At 73.4% G+C, this 15,159-nt stretch carries 13 protein-coding genes; 9 read left to right on the forward strand and 4 right to left on the reverse strand.

Annotation, left to right across the window (positions count from 1 at the left end):
• Positions 1 to 32: 32 nt before the first annotated feature.
• Positions 33 to 1,616: an ABC transporter permease gene (locus tag PV342_RS16585; RefSeq protein WP_500317655.1), complete on the reverse strand. Its 1,584-nt coding sequence runs from the start codon at positions 1,614 to 1,616 to the stop codon at positions 33 to 35.
• Positions 1,616 to 2,572 (reverse strand): ABC transporter ATP-binding protein, encoded by a 957-nt coding sequence (locus PV342_RS16590; RefSeq protein ID WP_400805262.1) that lies wholly within the window; start codon positions 2,570 to 2,572, stop codon positions 1,616 to 1,618. Before PV342_RS16590 ends, PV342_RS16585 begins: the two co-directional genes overlap by 1 nt.
• Positions 2,573 to 2,673: 101 nt before the next feature.
• Here PV342_RS16590 and PV342_RS16595 point away from each other — a divergent pair, with 101 nt between their 5' ends.
• Positions 2,674 to 3,135: a GbsR/MarR family transcriptional regulator gene (locus PV342_RS16595; RefSeq protein WP_400805263.1), complete on the forward strand. Its 462-nt coding sequence runs from the start codon at positions 2,674 to 2,676 to the stop codon at positions 3,133 to 3,135.
• A 16-nt stretch (positions 3,136 to 3,151) separates the two neighbouring features.
• Here the strand turns inward: PV342_RS16595 and PV342_RS16600 are convergent, their stop codons facing one another.
• The gene (locus PV342_RS16600; RefSeq protein ID WP_018558382.1) at positions 3,152 to 3,940 is read right to left on the reverse strand and encodes a diacylglycerol kinase catalytic domain-containing protein; all 789 of its coding nucleotides are present in this window, start codon (positions 3,938 to 3,940) and stop codon (positions 3,152 to 3,154) included.
• Between the two features lie 188 nt (positions 3,941 to 4,128).
• Here PV342_RS16600 and PV342_RS16605 point away from each other — a divergent pair, with 188 nt between their 5' ends.
• The 4 genes from PV342_RS16605 to PV342_RS16620 all read left to right on the forward strand — a co-directional run bounded on the left by PV342_RS16605 (position 4,129) and on the right by PV342_RS16620 (position 8,421).
• Positions 4,129 to 5,412, forward strand: coding sequence for an adenylosuccinate synthase (locus tag PV342_RS16605; protein ID WP_026250860.1), 1,284 nt, complete (start codon positions 4,129 to 4,131; stop codon positions 5,410 to 5,412).
• 125 nt (positions 5,413 to 5,537) lie between these two features.
• Positions 5,538 to 6,896 carry an aspartate aminotransferase family protein gene (locus PV342_RS16610; protein ID WP_500317658.1) on the forward strand — a complete coding sequence of 453 codons (1,359 nt, stop codon included), beginning with the start codon at positions 5,538 to 5,540 and terminating at the stop codon, positions 6,894 to 6,896.
• 127 nt (positions 6,897 to 7,023) lie between these two features.
• A complete protein-coding gene (locus PV342_RS16615; protein ID WP_018558385.1) occupies positions 7,024 to 7,710 on the forward strand; it encodes a GntR family transcriptional regulator in 687 nt (228 codons plus the stop codon).
• Between the two features lie 57 nt (positions 7,711 to 7,767).
• Entirely contained in the window at positions 7,768 to 8,421 is a 654-nt protein-coding gene (locus tag PV342_RS16620; protein ID WP_500317660.1) for a putative DNA-mimic protein, read from the forward strand.
• 30 nt (positions 8,422 to 8,451) lie between these two features.
• Here the strand turns inward: PV342_RS16620 and PV342_RS16625 are convergent, their stop codons facing one another.
• Positions 8,452 to 9,201: an SLATT domain-containing protein gene (locus tag PV342_RS16625; RefSeq protein ID WP_329186973.1), complete on the reverse strand. Its 750-nt coding sequence runs from the start codon at positions 9,199 to 9,201 to the stop codon at positions 8,452 to 8,454.
• A 203-nt stretch (positions 9,202 to 9,404) separates the two neighbouring features.
• Here PV342_RS16625 and purD point away from each other — a divergent pair, with 203 nt between their 5' ends.
• The 4 genes from purD (at position 9,405) to PV342_RS16645 (ending at position 15,144) form a co-directional block, all read left to right on the forward strand.
• Positions 9,405 to 10,655 carry a phosphoribosylamine--glycine ligase gene (gene purD / locus PV342_RS16630; RefSeq protein WP_018558388.1) on the forward strand — a complete coding sequence of 417 codons (1,251 nt, stop codon included), beginning with the start codon at positions 9,405 to 9,407 and terminating at the stop codon, positions 10,653 to 10,655.
• Between the two features lie 190 nt (positions 10,656 to 10,845).
• Positions 10,846 to 12,525 carry a hypothetical protein gene (locus tag PV342_RS16635; RefSeq protein ID WP_500317662.1) on the forward strand — a complete coding sequence of 560 codons (1,680 nt, stop codon included), beginning with the start codon at positions 10,846 to 10,848 and terminating at the stop codon, positions 12,523 to 12,525.
• Positions 12,526 to 12,630: 105 nt separating this feature from the next.
• Positions 12,631 to 14,178: a N,N-dimethylformamidase beta subunit family domain-containing protein gene (locus PV342_RS16640; protein WP_396348320.1), complete on the forward strand. Its 1,548-nt coding sequence runs from the start codon at positions 12,631 to 12,633 to the stop codon at positions 14,176 to 14,178.
• Between the two features lie 69 nt (positions 14,179 to 14,247).
• A complete protein-coding gene (locus PV342_RS16645) occupies positions 14,248 to 15,144 on the forward strand; it encodes a phosphoribosylaminoimidazolesuccinocarboxamide synthase (RefSeq protein ID WP_400805273.1) in 897 nt (298 codons plus the stop codon).
• Positions 15,145 to 15,159 lie beyond the last annotated feature (15 nt).

Below are 15,159 nucleotides of genomic sequence, written 5' to 3' on the forward strand. Positions count from 1 at the left end.
CGGGACCGGGCCCGGTGGGCGGGTCCCGCGGCTCACGTCGTGATGTCGCGGCGGCGCAGCGCCGCGAGGCCCAGGGCGGCGAGCGCGAGGGCCAGTACGGTGAGCACCGCCAGCGGGGCCACGGTGACGTCCGCCGAGGGCACCTTCGGCAGGTGTGTGAAGACGGACAGGTCCATCACCCAGGGCGAGAGCCTGAGCGCGGGCCCGTAGAGCCCGATGGCGAGCGTCAGTGACGCCACCCCCCAGCTCGCCCGCGCGGCCCTCGGCGCCGCGCCGTAGAGCAGCAGTGCCACCGCGGCCACGAACCAGACCGCGGGCAGTTGCACCAGGCCCGCCATCGTCAGCCGAGCTGTCTGACCACCGGCGTCGCCGGTCGTCACGCCGTAGCCGAGCCCCATGGTGAAGCCGGAGACGGCCATCAGGAGGACGGAACCGGCGAAGGCGAGCAGCGCATGGCCCGCGGCCCAGCGCACCCGGCCCACCCCGGTGGCGAGTACGGGCTCGGCGCGGCCGGTGTTCTCCTCGGCCTGGAGCCGGAGTACGGCCTGGACGGCGTAGATAGCGGCGATCATCCCCATCACCCCGGTCATCGAGGCGAGGTAGGAGTCGACCAGCCCGGAGGCGCCGCCCATGTCGCGCATGACATCGGCGAGCCGCTCGTTGTCCCGGACGAGGTCGGCGGCTCCGTCCGCGAGGCCGCCCAGCGCGGCGCCGCCCGCGGCGAAGCCCGCCGTCCATCCCCACAGCGAGCCCCGCTGCAGCCGCCAGGCCAGCCCCTGGGCGGAGCGCAGACGGCGACCGGCGGTGGCCGGACCGGGGCGGGACGGCAGCAGGGAGGCGTCGATGTCGCGCCGGGCCACCAGGGCGTACGCGACGGCGACGAGACCGGCGGCCCAGGCCGCGAACAGGGCGGCCACCCACCAGCGTTCGTCCGCGAAGGGGCGGATGTTCTCCGCCCAGCCCAGCGGCGAGAGCCAGGTCAGGGTGCCGCTCCCGGCGTCGCCGACGGCGCGTGCCAGAAAGGCGAGGCCGAGGACCGCGCCCGAGATGCCCCGCGCCGCACGGGCGCTCTCCGTCAGCTGCGCCGCGACGGCCGCGACCGCGGCGAAGGAGCAGCCCGCGCCCGCGAAGGCGATCCCGAAGGCGACCGCGCCCCGCGCACCCTGCCCGAGCAGGGCCAGGGTGACCAGCAGCCCCAGGAGCAGCGCGGCGCCGAAGCCGGTGACCAGGGCGGCGGCCAGCGGCGCCCGGCGTCCGACGGCGCCCGCGCCGACCAGCTCCAGCCGGCCGGCCTCCTCTTCCTCCCGGGTGTGCCGCACGACCAGCAGGATCGCCATCAGGCCCGCCAGCGCCGAGCCGAAGGCCGTCATGCGCCAGGCCGTCAGGCCTCCGATGCCGGTGTCGAACACCGGCCCGTACAGGGCGCGCAGCGAGCCGTTGCCCGCGGTGCTCGCCGCGACCCCGGCCCGTTCCGCCGGGGTGTCGTAGAGGCCGCCGAAGGCCGAGGCTGTGGACGCGACCAGCAGCGCGATCGGCACGACCCAGGCGGGGATCATGACGCGGTCCCTGCGCAGCGCAAGCCGGGTGAGCGCGCCCGTCCCGGTGAGGGCGTTCATCACCGGGCCTCCGCGTCCGCCGCGAGGGCGCCGGTGGAGACGGCCGGGCCCTCAGAGCCGACGGAGCCGCCCGGGCCGTTCTCGTAGTGCCGCAGGAACAACTCCTCCAGCGTCGGCGGAGTGCTCGTGAGGCTGCGCACTCCCGTCTCGCCCAGCCGCAGCAGCACGGCGTCGAGCTTGTCGGTGTCGACCTGCAGCCGCACATGGTCGCCGCGCACCTCGAGGTCGTGCACGCCCGGCAGCCCGCCGAGCCCTTCCGCCCGGCCCGCCAGCTCCGCGGTGACCGAGGTGCGGGTGAGGTGCCGCAGCTCGCCGAGGCTCCCCGTCTCCACCGTGCGGCCGCCCCGGACGATGCTGACCCGGTCGCACAGCGCCTCGACCTCGCCGAGGATGTGACTGGACAGCAGCACCGTCCGGCCGCGGTCGCGTTCCTCGCGGACGCACTCGCGGAAGACCTCCTCCATCAGCGGGTCGAGGCCGGAGGTGGGTTCGTCGAGTATCAGCAGGTCCACGTCGGAGGCGAACGCCGCCACGAGCGCCACCTTCTGACGGTTGCCCTTGGAGTACGCCCGCCCCTTCTTCGTCGGGTCCAGCTCGAAGCGCTCCAGCAACCGCCGCCTGCGCGCCTCGTCCAGGCCGCCGCGCAGCCGGCCCAGGAGGTCGATGGCCTCGCCCCCGCTGAGGTTGCGCCACAGGGTGACGTCACCCGGGACGTAGGCCAGGCGCCGGTGCAGCGTGACGGCGTCGCGCCACGGGTCGCCGCCGAGCAGCCGGGCCGCCCCCCGGTCCGCGCGCAGCAGCCCGAGCAGGATGCGGATGGTGGTGGACTTGCCGGCGCCGTTGGGCCCCAGGAAGCCGTGCACCTCTCCCTCTTCGACGGCCAGGTCGAGGCCGTCCAGCGCGTGCGTGCGGCCGAAGGACTTGTGCAGTCCGGCCACGCTGATTGCCTTCGTCATGATTCCGAACGTACAGTAATTTCACAAATTTGTGAAGCTAAGGAAATGTATAAACTTCGGGACGGGAGGCGATGACGGTGGCGGAGGATTCCTTGGAGCCGATGACGTTCGTCGAGCGCTTCGCGGCGGAGCTGGTCGAGGCGGGCATGCAGCGCATGGCGGCGCGCGTGTTCGCGGCGCTCCTCGCCTCGGACACCGGCGTGCTGAGCGCCGCCGAGCTGTCCGAACGGCTCCAGGCCAGCCCGGCCGCCGTCTCCGGCGCGGTCCGCTACCTGGCGCAGGTCGGCATGCTCACCCGCGAACGCGAGCCGGGCTCACGGCGCGAGCGCTACCGGGTGCACAGCGACCAGTGGTACGAGACCTTCACCCGCCGCGACCAGGTCCTCGCCCGCTGGGAGAACACCCTGCGCTCGGGCATCGACACGCTCGGCCCGGAGACCGCGGCCGGCCGGCGGCTCGCGGAGACCGCCGCCTTCTTCGACTTCCTGCAGGACGAACTCGTGGACATGATGGCCCGCTGGCGCGAGCGCAAGTCGGAGCTGCGGGAACAGGGCGTCCTGTGACGGCCCTCCGGCCGGCCTAGTAGGCCGACCGCGGGACGGTCAGCCGCCAGGCCGAGGGCACGACCGTCCAGGTCCGGCGCCGGACGGGGCCGGCCGGCGCGGTGTCCGCCGTGTAGCGGAAGTCCCGTCCGGAGACGGTGACGCTCCGGGCGTGCACCGGGCCCGCGGGCGCCACGCCCTCCCTGCGGACCAGCACCTCGGCGACGCCGGGCACCGCCGTGGAGACCGACACCTCTTCGACGCAGTCGTCCAGGTCGGCCAGCACCATCCCGTCCGCCTCGATCCGCAGCCGGTGGCCGCCGCGCATCCCCAGCCCCAGGTGCGGGGAGTGGCCGTTCAGGCTCAGCGTGCGGGCCAGTGAGCGGGCCCGCCGCTCCACCGGCGTCCACCAGGCGGGCGTCGCCGAGCCGATGCGCAGCGCGCCCAGCACGATGCCGCCGCTGTCGTCGAGCAGCAGGTCCAGCTCCCGCTCCGCCCCGTCCAGCACCGCCCGGGCCGCGCTCACCGCTCCGCCCGGCACGCCCAGCGCCCGCGCCAGGCCGGTCCGCCGTCCGACCGGCACCAGGCCGACGACGGCCTCGCCCAGCCCCCGGGCCGAGTGCAGCGTCCGTACCGTGCGCAGCAGCGCCGCGTCGTCGCCCACGACCACCGGGCGCCGCCGGCCCCGGTGCTCCAGCACCCGGACGGCCTCCTCCTCGGACTCCGGAAGAGCGATCTTCACGGAGGGGGCTCCCCCGCACAGCACGTCCTTCGCGATGCGTACGGATTCGCCGTCCATGACGCGGGCGGCAGGGTCGATGACCACGAGCAGAGGCTGCCCGGACGGTCGCTGAGCCGACACCTTGGTCCTTCCTCAGGTAACATCTCGGTGCAAGAGCCCCTTGCGCTGCCTTGCGCCAGGGGCTTCGTCTATTTCCGGGGCACCGGTCCGACGGCTCTCCCCGCCATGGGGAGCCACGTTGGACATGCCCCGCCCGGAAGGGGTGTACGCCTGTGCCCGCACTTGTGCTGCTCGGTGCTCAGTGGGGTGATGAGGGCAAGGGAAAGGCCACCGACCTGCTCGGTGGCTCCGTGGACTACGTGGTGCGCTACCAGGGCGGCAACAACGCCGGCCACACGGTCGTCGTCGGCGACCAGAAGTACGCGCTCCACCTCCTGCCTTCCGGGATCCTGTCGCCGGGGTGCACCCCGGTCATCGGCAACGGCGTCGTTGTCGACCCGGCGGTCCTGCTCTCCGAGCTGAGCGGGCTGAACGAGCGCGGCGTCGACACGTCCAAGCTCCTCATCAGCGGTAACGCGCACCTGATCACGCCGTACCACCAGACGCTCGACAAGGTGACGGAACGCTTCCTCGGCAAGCGCAAGATCGGCACCACCGGCCGCGGCATCGGCCCCGCCTACGCCGACAAGATCAACCGCGTGGGCATCCGCGTCCAGGACCTCTTCGACGAGTCGATCCTCCGTCAGAAGGTCGAGGCGGCACTCCACGACAAGAACCAGGTCCTGATCAAGATCTTCAACCGCCGTGCCATCGGCATCGACCAGGTGGTCGAGGAGTACCTGGGCTACGCGGAGCAGATCAAGGACTACGTCGCCGACACGACGCTGGTTCTCAACACCGCGCTCGACGAGGGCAAGGTCGTCCTCCTCGAAGGCGGCCAGGGCACCCTGCTGGACGTCGACCACGGCACGTACCCCTTCGTGACCTCGTCCAACCCGACGGCCGGCGGCGCCTGCACCGGCTCCGGCATCGGCCCCACCAAGATCAGCCGGGTCATCGGCATCCTGAAGGCGTACACGACCCGCGTGGGCGCGGGCCCGTTCCCGACCGAGCTGTTCGACGAGGACGGCGACGCCCTGCGGCGTATCGGCGGCGAGCGCGGGGTCACCACCGGCCGCGACCGCCGCTGCGGCTGGTTCGACGCGGTGATCGCCCGCTACGCGACCCGGGTCAACGGCCTCACCGACTTCTTCCTCACCAAGCTCGACGTGCTCACCGGCTGGGAGCAGATCCCGGTCTGCGTCGCCTACGAGATCGACGGCAAGCGCGTCGAGGAACTGCCGTTCAGCCAGACGGACTTCCACCACGCCAAGCCGGTCTACGAGACCCTGCCCGGGTGGAGCGAGGACATCAGCAAGGCGAAGACCTTCTCCGACCTGCCGAAGAACGCCCAGGCGTACGTCAAGGCGCTGGAGGAGATGTCCGGGGCCCCGATCTCGGCCATCGGCGTCGGCCCGGGCCGCACCGAGACCATCGAGATCAACTCCTTCCTCTGAGAGACGCCTCCGGGCGACGTTTCCGAGGGACGGCGGCGGCGCGCGCTACAACCTGTCGGCGCGCGTGGCCACCGTCATACAGGGTGCCAATGTCGTGCGCCCGGGCCGTTGCTTAGCCTGGGCGCATGACCCCTCCTTTCGCCGACCCCGAGACCGGTGCCGCCGTCAAGGCCGCCGACCGCGCCCACGTCTTCCACTCCTGGTCCGCGCAAGGACTGATCGACCCGCTGCCGGTCGCGGGGGCCGAGGGCGCCTACTTCTGGGACTACGACGGCAACCGCTACCTGGACTTCACCAGCGGCCTGGTGTTCACCAACATCGGTTACCAGCACCCCGCGGTCGTCGCCGCCATCCAGGAGCAGGCCGCGAAGCTCGTCACCTTCGCGCCCGCCTTCGCCCTGGAGTCGCGCTCCGAGGCCGCCCGGCTGATCGCCGAGCGTACGCCCGGCGACCTGGACAAGATCTTCTTCACCAACGGCGGCGCCGAGGCCGTCGAGAACGCGGTACGGCTCGCCCGGCTGCACACCGGCCGCCCCAAGGTGCTCTCCGCGTACCGCTCGTACCACGGTGCCACCTCGGCCGCGATCAACCTCACCGGCGATCCGCGCCGCTGGCCCTCCGACAGCGGCTCGGCCGGCGTCGTGCACTTCTGGGCGCCGTTCCTCTACCGTTCGCCCTTCCACTCGGAGACCGAGGAGCAGGAGCGCGACCGCGCGCTGCAGCACCTCGAGGACACCATCGTGTTCGAGGGCCCGCAGACCGTCGCCGCGATCGTCCTGGAGACGGTGCCCGGCACCGCGGGCATCATGGTGCCGCCGCCGGGCTACCTGGCCGGCGTGCGCGAGATCTGCGACCGGTACGGGATCGTCTTCGTCCTCGACGAGGTCATGGCCGGGTTCGGCCGCACCGGCAGCTGGTTCGCCGCCGAGCGGTTCGACGTCATCCCCGACCTGCTCACCTTCGCCAAGGGCGTCAACTCCGGCTATGTGCCGCTCGGCGGTGTCGCGATCAGTGAGGAGATCGCCGCGACCTTCGCCACCCGCCCCTACCCGGGCGGACTCACCTACTCCGGCCACCCGCTGGCCTGCGCCGCGGCCGTCGCCACGATCCGGGTGATGGAGGACGAGGGCGTCGTCGAGCACGCCGCCGCGCTCGGTGAGAAGGTGATCGGCCCCGGCCTGCGGGAACTCGCCGAACGCCACCCCTCGGTCGGCGAGGTGCGCGGCCTGGGCGCCTTCTGGGCGGTGGAGCTGGTGCGCGACCGCGAGACCCGCGAGCCGCTGGTCCCCTACAACGCGGCGGGCGAGGCGAACGCCCCCATGGCGGCCTTCGCGGCGGCCTGCAGGAAGAGCGGACTGTGGCCGTTCGTCAACATGAACCGCACCCATGTGGTGCCCGCCTGCAACATCACCGAGGCCGAGGCCAAGGAGGGCCTGGCGCTCCTCGACGCGGCGCTGGCCGTCGCCGACGAGCACACGCGCTGAGCGCGCCCCGCGGGTGCCGGGGCCGTCGGTGAGCCGCACCACAGGTGTGGACCACTCGCGGCCCGGCCTCGCATAAGGTGTGGCGGAGCCGTAAGCGCACCGCCACATCTTGTAGGGAGGCACCGGCATGCCGGAAGGCCCAGCGGGCGGAACCGTCCGTCGGAGCAGTCTGCGGCAGCAGATAGCCGACGCGCTCCGCGACGAGGTGCTCACCGGGCGCATGACGGCCGGGCGGCACTTCACGGTCAAGGAGATCGCGGAGCTGTACGGCGTGTCCGCGACCCCGGTCCGCGAGGCCCTGGTCGACCTGGCGGCGCAGGGGCTGCTCGACGTCGAGCACCACCGCGGCTTCCAGGTACGGCGTTTCACCGACGCCGAGTTCCGCTCCATGGTGGAGGCGCGCACCCTCGTCGTCGAGGGGATCTTCCGCCGCATCGCCGCGCGCGGCATGCGCGAGGTGGACCCCAAGGAGCTGGCCTCCGTACGGCGCCGGGCCGAGGCGGCCTCGCGCGCCTCCCGGGCCGGCGAGCTGGACGTCCTCATCGGCTACGACATCCGCTTCTGGCGCGAGTTGACCGCGCTGGCCGGGAACGCCCACGTCGGCGATTTCCTCGACCGGATCCGCACCCAGACCTGGGTGTACGCCGTGCCCTATCTGCGCGGCCGGCCGGACGTGGCGGGTCTGTGCTGGTCGGACCACGTGGCCCTGGTCGCCGCGATCGAGAAGCGGGACACGGAGGCGGCCCAGCGCGTCGTCGAGGAGTTCAACGACCACTCCCTCGCGCTCATGCGGCGACTGGCCGCGGGCCGGTAGGAACGGCCGCCGCCCACTACGCTGGTCCGACCACGCACGGAAGGACTTTGAGCGCCTGTGGCCTGCGACTTGTGGCTGGTTCCCCTGGTGGACGTGCTCTGCCACAGCCCCGACAACCCGTTCGCCGAGGAGATCGCCCGCTATGACAAGGCGTTGAACGACGCCGGGCTCCCCCCGGTGCCCGTCTACAGCTACATGCCGGGCCTGTCCGGCGACGTGGCCCCGGTCGCGGGCTTCGACTACGACGCGCTGCACTTCCTGCGCCGCGCGTACCTGCTGCACATCCAGGGCCTCGCGGTCGCCCCGGTCGACGAACTCGGCGGTGACTACGAGCAGTTGCTGGAGATGTTCGAGACCACCGCCCAGCAGTCGCATCTCGTCTGGCACTACGACCACGCGGGCGCGTACGTCCCCGTCGACTTCGCCCACCCGCTGGTCAACGACGAACTCCTCGACGCCGGCGGACCACTGGGCTCCGCCCACGGACTGCTGCGCGAGCTCGAGTTCGTCGCCGCGGTGATCGGCATCGACCCGCGCAACCCTCCGCCCGCCCCGGCGCCGCCCGCCGGACCCACCGAGCTGGAGGAGCCGGCGGCCCCGCCGGCGTACCACGACGGCAGCCCCTTCGCGCGGGAGCGCCACGTGTGGCTCGGGCTGCACGCGGCGGCGACGCGTGCGCTGGGTCAGGGTTCGATGATCGTCTTCAGTTAGGCCCGGGTCCGGGGGCGCTCCCGGCGGTGGTCAGCTCGCGCGGGGGCCCTCCGGAGGGCGCTGGCGCGGCATGCTCGGCCGACCGCCGGGCAGCAGCGGGAACCGGCCGCCGCTGCCGGACGCGGCGCCCTCAGCGCCCCGGGTGCTCCCCGCCCAGGTGAGGGACTGGGTCCGCAGCGGGGCGGCACCGGCCCGGAAGTCCACCATCCAGTCGGCGGTCTCGCAGCGCACCAGCTCCGAGACGTCCTCACTGAAGCGGCGCAGCACCGAAAGGCAGCGCTCGGCGGCCTCGGCCGCCGTGCCCTCCGTCGGGCCCAGGACCTCGCGGACCGACTCGGACGCCCAGTCGAAGCGCAGCGCCTCCATCCGGCGCTGCACGGCCTGGGCGGTCGCCATGTCCCGCATCCAGCCCGCCGTCAGCCCGAGGTAGCGGTCCAGGCCCACGCACACGACGGCCAGCACCAGCGCGGCGTACGCCCAGCGGATGCGGCCGCCCGCGCCCATGACGGCGAGCACGGCGCCGGACGTGGCGAAGAGGGCGGCGCCGACCCGGAGCGACCGGGCCCAGCGGCGCTTTCGCAGGCGGTCGGCGAGGTACCACTCGACGGTGCGCAGGGCGTCCGCCTCCACCCAGCGGTAGAGCTCCTCCAGCCGCTCGGCCGGCTCCCCCCAGTCGCCGAGCGGGAAGGGCAGCGCCCGCAGGTCCTCCTGCCTGTGCAGCGCGCGCCGCTTCGGCTTCTCCCGGGGGACCTCCTCGGGATACATGTCCGGCTGGCTCACCTGCACGCTCCCTCGCGACTTCCGATGACGAGGCACCTTCTTACCGCCGAACGGCTGACCCCGCGAGCGTCATCCGGCAGTTTCCGCCCTTACGAGTTGCTTGATCAGGTATGGGTCCGCGCCGCGGGCACCCGAAAGAGTGAGCCGGCAGCCGTGGCGACCGGCCCGCGGGGCGGAGGGCGGCAGCCGATACCCTGGGCACCGTGAACGTGCTTGTGATCGGCGGCGGAGCCCGCGAACACGCCCTGTGCCGTGCCCTTTCCCTCGACCCCGACGTGGAGTCGCTGCACTGCGCGCCCGGGAACGCCGGCATCGCCGAGGTGGCGGAGCTGCACGCGGTCGACGCCCTGGACGGCGCGGCCGTGGCGGATCTCGCCGAGCGGCTCGGCGCCGACTTCGTCGTGGTGGGCCCGGAGGCCCCCCTTGTGGCGGGTGTGGCCGACGCCGTGCGCGCCCGCGGCATCGACTGCTTCGGTCCTTCCGGGCAGGCGGCGGCCCTGGAGGGCTCGAAGGCGTTCGCCAAGGACGTGATGGCCGCGGCCGGCGTGCCGACCGCCCGTTCCTATGTGTGCACCACCCCCGCCGAGGTGGACGACGCGCTGGACGCCTTCGGCGCCCCGTACGTCGTGAAGGACGACGGTCTCGCCGCGGGCAAGGGCGTCGTGGTGACCGACGACCTGGAGGCCGCGCGGGCGCACGCCAACTCCTGCGAGCGCGTCGTCATCGAGGAGTACCTGGACGGCCCCGAGGTCTCCCTGTTCGCCGTCACCGACGGCGAGACGGTGGTCCCGCTGCAGCCCGCGCAGGACTTCAAGCGCGCCCACGACGCCGACGAGGGTCCCAACACCGGTGGCATGGGCGCGTACAGCCCGCTGCCGTGGGCCGATCCGCGGCTGGTCGAGGAGGTGGAGCGCACGGTGCTCCAGCCCACCGTCGACGAGCTGCGCCGCCGCGGCACCCCCTTCGCCGGACTGCTGTACGCGGGGCTGGCGATCACCTCGCGCGGTGTGCGGGTGATCGAGTTCAACGCGCGCTTCGGCGACCCGGAGACGCAGGTCGTGCTGGCCCGGCTCAGGACCCCGCTGGCGGGCCTGCTGCGCGCCGCGGCGACCGGCCGGCTGGCCGACTTCCCGCCGCTGCGCTGGAGCGACGGCGCCGCCGTGACGGTGGTCGTCGCCTCGGAGAACTACCCCGGCACCCCGCGCACCGGCGACCCGATCACGGGCCTGGACGAGGTCGCGGAGCGGGACGAGCACGCCTACGTGCTGCACGCGGGCACCGCGGCGGACGCGGAGGGCCGCGTGGTGAGCGCCGGCGGCCGCGTACTGTCCGTCACGGCCACCGGTGCCGATCTGGCCGAGGCCAGGAAGCGTGCCTACCGGGCGGTGGGACGTATCGGGCTGAAGGGCTCGCACCACCGTTCGGATATCGCAGAGAAGGCCGCCCAGGCCTGAATCAGCGGGCAAGGCCACTCCAAGGGGTGATGCCTTCGCCATCCTGCTGACGTGAGCCCCGAGCCCAACTACTGTGCCCGGCAAGCGCACTGTGGCACCCCGTCGTCACCGCACTATCGGCCCTACCGGCATTGCGGTGTCGGTGGGCGGTGCGACAGTGGGGGCATGCAGTCGCGTCAGCAGCTTGGGGGTGAGCACACCGTTGGCCGGGGAAGCAGGTGAGGGTCACGCGCGATCACGCGCCCTCGCCGTCCTGCGCATCCGCAGCGCCGCGCTGGCGGTCGCGCTGCTGCCCGCGGCGGTGGCTGTCGTACTGCTGGTCGGCGGCGCGACGGGCCGCATCGTCGGCGACGCCTCCGAGGTGCTGCGCTGGGCGGTCGTCGCGGGCGCGCTGCTCGTGCTGCTGCTCGCGGCCGGTGTCGCGGCGGTGATCGTACGGGCCAGGCCGGCCGTGAGCCCGACCGTGGCCGTCTCCGAGGCATCCGCCCCCGACCTGTACCGCATGGTGCGGGACCTGGCCGTCCGCCTGCAGGTGCCGGCCCCCTCGGCGATAGAGCTGACCCCGGACTGCGACAGCTGGCTGGAGGACCGCACCCACCGGCGGCGGCGCAGCGCGCCGTCCGAGGCGCCCGCGCTGGTGATCGGCTCGCCGTTCATGTGGTGGATGCGGGTCGCCGAGCTGCGCGCCCTGCTCGCCCCCGTCGTGGCGGGTACGGGCCCGGCCGCCGATCCCGACATCGCGGCCGCCCGCCGCTTCGTGCGCGGCCTGGACGCCGCCGTCGGCGTGGCCACCGCCCCTCGGGAGTCCTCGGCGGTCGGCCTGGTGCGCCGCCCCGCGTACGGGTTCCTGGGCTGGGTCGCCAAGCTGCTGCTGCGCGGCTGCCGGGCGCACGCGGCGGAGATGGAGCGCGCGGTGGCCGCCTCCGCCTCCGAGCGGGCCCAGGCCGTCGACTACGGGCTCCGCATCGTCGCCCAGGAGCAGGTGGGGCTGGCCTACGCGGGGTGGGACCGGCTGCTGACCCGGGTCGCGCTGCCCGCCTGGCGCATGGGGCGCTGGCCGTCCCGCCTCGACGCGGGCGTGGTCGCGGCCCTGACCGAACTGTCCCGGCGGGACCGGCTCGCCGAGGGCTTCGAGACCCGCCTCGGCGAGCGCCCGGCGTGCGACCTGCTGGAGGAGCCCGGCACGGTGGACGAGGCGGCCTCGCTGCTCGCCGCCCGGCTGTTCCACGGCGGCCCGCGGCGGTCCGGCCCGGAGTGGGCGCCCGTCGGCTGGGACACCTATCCGCAGGAGGTCGTGGACCGCATCTGGCGCAGCGACGCCTCCCGCCTGGTCAGCGTCCTGGACGAGGTGCACGAGCCCGCGGGGGTCCCCGGGAGCCGGCGCATATCCGTGGCCTCCGGCGCGTCCAGGAGCGCGGTGGACGACTGCGACGCACCGGGGCGTGCGACCCTGGCCCGGGTGCTGGAGCGGCTCTCCGCGGGCGGCGGCGAGGAGCTGGCGGCCCGCATCACCCGGCACGTGGCCCGTGAGGAGGCCGTGCGCGATGCGGCCGTGCGGGAGGAGTCCGCCGGCCAGGTCCCGCCCGAGGGCGCTTTCACGCCCGTCTACCACCTGCTCCCGCCGCGGACCGGCCGCGAGCTGCTCACCGACCACGTGACCGCGATGGTCTGCTGCGCCGCGGTGGACACCGCCGGCGCCGCCCCGGGCCTGGACTGGCTGGACGGACCGGCGCTGCTGGTCGGCGGGGTACGCAAGGGAGATCTGGCCTGGCCCGTGCTCCGGCTCGTGGAGAACGGCGACGCCGCCCCCCTGCGTTCCTGGCTCAGTGCCGTGGGCGTACGCCCCGAGAAGCCGATACGGCTCATCTGACGGAAAAATGGCGGGGTTTGTCCGCCCCGGCGTGAAATCCTGGCGATAATGCACCACGAACAGTAACCAAGTCAGCGCATCGTGTGATGTGCTGGATGTGCGCACATGCACACCACCTCGGGGGACGACGAGGAGGGGACCATCGTGGTGAAGGAGCAGGTCCGCCGCTGGCAGTCCGGGGCACTGGCGCACGGGGTCACCGACCCCTTCGGGCAGGGCCCGGTGCCGTGGCTGCGTGGTGCGGTGCAGTATCTGGACGACACCGGCCAGGTTGTGCCCTGGTACGTCGACCTGGCGGCGAGCCGCGGGGAACCCGGGGGCTCCCCGGGCGACACCGTGGGGCGTACGCCCCGCGTACCCGGTCCGCGCGCCGCGGACGACGTGCGGTGCCAGGTCAAGGGCTTCGCGCCGGGCGCCTCCGTGGCCCCCGGCGACGCCATCGACTTCCGGATCACCGTCGACCCGCCGCAGAGCTTCGGCATCGACGTCTACCGGATCGGCCACTACAGCGGGGACGGCGCCGCCCAGTTCACGTCCAGCCCCCGGCTGTCCGGCATCGTCCAGCCCACACCGCTGGCGGCCGGGCGCACGGTCTCCTGCCACCACTGGTGGCAGTCCTGGCGGCTGCAGGTGCCCTCGTACTGGAAGCCCGGCGCCTATGTCGCCGTCCTCACCACCCAGGACGGCTACCGCAGCCACATCCCGTTCACCGTGCGCGACGACCGGCCGGCCGATCTGCTCCTGCTGCTGCCCGACGTCACCTGGCAGGCGTACAACCTCTACCCCGAGGACGGCCGCACGGGCGCCAGCCTGTACCACGCGTGGGACGAGAAGGGCCGCCTGCTGGGCGAGGAGGAGGCCGCGGTCACCGTCTCCTTCGACCGCCCGTACGCGGGCGCGGGGCTCCCGCTGCACGTCGGCCACGCCTACGACTTCATCCGCTGGGCCGAGCGCTACGGCTACGACCTGGCCTACGCCGACGCCCGCGACCTGCACGCGGGGCGGATCGATCCTTCGCGCTACCGGGGCATGGTCTTCCCCGGTCACGACGAGTACTGGACGGTCCCCATGCGGCGCGCCGTCGAGGCGGCCAGGGACGGCGGCACCTCACTGGTTTTCCTGTCCGCCAACACCATGTACTGGCAGACCGAGCTGGGCCCCTCCCCGTCCGGCGACCCCGACCGGTTGCTCAGCTGCCGCAAGCGCCGCGGCCACCCGCCGGGCCGCAGCGCCCTGTGGCGCGACATGGGCGAGCCCGAACAGCTGCTGATCGGCGTGCAGTACGCGGGCCGGGTGCCCGAACCGTCCCCGCTGGTGGTGCGGAACGCCGGCCACTGGCTGTGGGAGGCCACCGGCGCCGAGGAGGGCGAGGAGATCCCGGGCCTGGTCGCGGGCGAGGCGGACCGTTACTTCCCGCGTACACCGCTGCCCGACTACATGGAGCGGATCCTGCTCGCGCACTCCCCGTACGAGGACTCGGCGGGCCGCCGGGCGCACCAGGAGACCTCCCTGTACCGGGCGCCCGGCGGGGCGCTGGTCTTCGCCTCCGGCACCTTCGCCTGGTCCCCGGCGCTGGACCGCCCGGGCCACGTCGACCCCCGTATCCAGCGCGCCACCGCCAACCTCCTGGACCACATCTGCAAGCACGGCTGACCCCGCGTCGCGCCCGCCTGGCACCGATACGGGAGAATCGGGAACCGAACCGCCGATCGGGGAGGACCCATGTCCGTATTCGTCCACAAGCCCGAGCCCGCGCAGGTGCCGGGCCTGGTGCACCTGCACACCGGCAAGGTGCGCGAGCTGTACCAGAACGAGGCGGGGGAGCTGGTGATGGTCGCCAGCGACCGGATCTCCGCGTACGACTGGGTGCTGCCCACCGAGATCCCGGACAAGGGGCGCGTCCTGACCCGGCTGTCGCTGTGGTGGTTCGACCAGATCGCCGACCTGGTGCCGCACCATGTGCTGTCCACCGAGGTCCCCGAGGGCGCCCCCGCCGACTGGGAGGGGCGGACGACGATCTGCAAGCGACTGGACATGATCCCCGTCGAGTGCGTCGCGCGCGGCTACCTGGCCGGCTCCGGCCTGCTCGAGTACGACACCGACCGCACGGTGTGCGGGGTGACCCTCCCCGAGGGCCTGGTGAACGGCTCGGAGCTGCCCGCGCCGATCTTCACCCCGGCCACCAAGGCCGAGGTGGGCGAGCACGACGAGAACGTCAGCTACGAGGAGGTCGCCCGCCAGGTCGGCGCCGACACCGCGGCGCAGCTGCGCCAGAGCACCCTCGCGGTCTACGGCCGGGCCCGGGACATCGCCCGCGAGCGCGGCATCCTCCTGGCCGACACCAAGTTCGAGTTCGGCTTCGACGGTGAGGTGCTGACCATCGCCGACGAGGTGCTGACCCCGGACTCGTCGCGCTTCTGGCCCTCGGACCTGTGGCAGCCGGGCCACGCCCAGCCCTCCTTCGACAAGCAGTTCGTTCGCGACTGGCTGACCTCCGCGGAGTCCGGCTGGGACCGCCGCGGCGAGCAGCCCCCGCCGGCCCTGCCGGAGCGGGTGGTGGAGCAGACCCGCGCCAAGTACATCGAGGCGTACGAGCGGCTCACCGGCCTCAGCTGGTAGCCCGTCCGCGGCCCG

The sequence above is a fragment of the Streptomyces sp. PA03-3a genome (assembly GCF_033792735.1).
Taxonomy (GTDB): Bacteria; Actinomycetota; Actinomycetes; order Streptomycetales; family Streptomycetaceae; genus Actinacidiphila.